This is a genomic window from Nostoc sp. WHI, assembly GCF_015714725.1.
Classification (GTDB): Bacteria; Cyanobacteriota; Cyanobacteriia; order Cyanobacteriales; family Nostocaceae; genus Nostoc.
In genome coordinates this window covers 1-2,257 of record NZ_WBKM01000286.1, presented here as the reverse complement: position 1 = coordinate 2,257, position 2,257 = coordinate 1, and the positions used below count along the sequence as shown (strand labels likewise).

At 47.3% G+C, this 2,257-nt stretch carries 1 protein-coding gene; it reads right to left on the bottom strand.

Annotated elements, in window-relative coordinates:
* On the bottom strand, nucleotides 1-2,257 hold a 2,257-nt coding region (locus F8S12_RS29150), incomplete at both ends, for a glycoside hydrolase family 65 protein (RefSeq protein ID WP_230968353.1).

Genomic DNA, 2,257 nt, shown 5'->3' with positions numbered 1-2,257 from the left:
GGATAAGGAAGAATATGTATTAACTCCTGCCTCCTGCCTCCTGTCTCCTGCCTCCTCTACGACTCCCTGAGCTAAATCGAAGTCGTGCCATAACCCTTGCCAGTGCAGTTTAAACTTTAGGCGCGTCCAGCCAGGGGGTAGGTGGGGATTGGCTACGGGGCCATTTTCGGTTAGTTGAATGCCACCGAACCCAAAAATTACAGCTTGCCAAATACCACCAGCACTAGCGCCGTGAATTCCATCGCTGGTGTTACCTCGGTTATCTTCAAGATCCACCATTAACGCTCGCATAAACAGTTCGTAAGCTTCGGTTGATTTGCCCAAATCTGAAGCTAAAATGGCTTCAACTGCTGGCCCAAGGGATGAACCATAAGTTATGTCAGTGCGGGGTGCGTAGTAGTCCCAGTTTGTCTGCAATGCTTTTTCGTTGTAGGGAAAATCTGCTGATTCCCGCATTAAATATAGAAGCATTAATATATCTGGCTGCTTGAGGACTTGATATTTGTTAGTTTTCTCAATACCTAAGATCGGTTGCATGGAGCGATCGCGTGGTTCATAGTCTGCTAAGTTGATATCTTCCAATTGGAAAAATCCCTCAAACTGCTCAATTAGTTCTGTTGATGGATCATAGAGAACCAATATTTTGGCGATGATATCTTGCCAGTGCGATCGCTCTTCTGGAGTGAGTTGTAGTTTTTCTTCTAGTTCGGTGGCTTGTTCGGGGAAATTGTCAGCCAACCAATCATAAACTGCGATCGCTTTCTCTAGATGCCATTGCGCCATGCGGTTTGTAAAGGCATTATTGTGGACTAATTCATGGTATTCATCAGCTCCAATCACTCCCCGAATTTCATACTGTTGGCGCTCAGGATTGAATTCTACTCGGCTACTCCAAAAGATGGCGGCATCCAAGATCACCTCTGCACCGCGCTTTTGCATCCAGTCATGATCACCAGTGGCTTGCCAGTAATTCCAAACAGCGTAGGGGATATCTGCATTGATATGAATTTCGCGATCGCGGCACCAAATCCGCACGTCTTCACCATAAAAATCACTGCCAATAGCCCAACGTGGTGTGACTTCATCTCCGGTAACAGCACTTTCCCAGGCAAACATTGCCCCTTTATAGCCGTAATGGGCTGCCTTGCGTCTAGCTCCATTCAAGGTGTGCCAACGGTAACTGAGTAAGTTACGAGCGATCGCTGGTTGGGTAAACAGAAACATGGGTTGCATAAAAATTTCTGTATCCCAAAAGATATGGCCGCGATAGCCAAACCCCGAAAGGGTTTTCGCCGGAATGCTGACTCTATCCTCATGCCGTGGAGCAGCAATCAGCAGCTGAAATAAATTGTAGCGAACAGCAAAAGTTGCTGTGCTGTCCCCTTCAATGAGGATGTCACTTTGCTGCCAAACCTCATCCCATGCCTGTTCATTGGCTTTTAGTAGTGTTGCGTAGTCTGGCAGGTGCGCGAGTTTTTCTTGAGCTGCTGGGACTGGTGTTTCAATTTCCCGCGAGGTAAAAACTGTCAGGAGTTTTTCTACTGTTATGGTCTGTTCCGCTTTCGCCAAGAATGTCGTACTTAAGGTAGGATAACCAGGTGCGGTACTGACTTGCAAAGATGCTTCAGTGCCTAATATTGTCACCTTAGCTGCCATACCGAGTTCAATTCGGGAGTTGCGGGTGCGGCGTTGTAACCAGATTCCTTGGTCAGTCTTGCCCTGATCTAATCCTTCCCAGTGATTGAAACCCTGATTTTCTGGATAGCCGTTGATACTAGCTTGAATTTCGATTAACCCATCAAAATCTACTGGCGTTAAATGGCAGCGTAGCGCCAACACGTGGGGATCTGCAAGACTAGCAAAGCGTTCAAAGTTGATATCTATGGTATTCCCACCGGGAGAGCGCCAACGCAACGAACGGCTGAGAAGTCCTTGGCGTAAATCAAGTTGGCGATCGTAGCGCAATATCTCACCTTGATCGAGACGGAAGCGATCGCCGTTTACAATCACTACCAAGGGTAGCCAGTCAGGGCAATTTACCAGTTCAGTGTACACCACCGGCACATCATCGTAGACACCGTGGATAAAAGTAGCTGGCGATGCATGAGGATACCCTTCTTCAAAACAGCCTCTTGTCCCCAGGTATCCATTACCGATTGTAAAAACGGTTTCTTTGGAGTGCAATTGCTCAGAGTCAAACTGGGTTTCGGTTAATATCCAGTCTGTGTAAACAAAATGGGGAGTGGGGAGTGGGGAG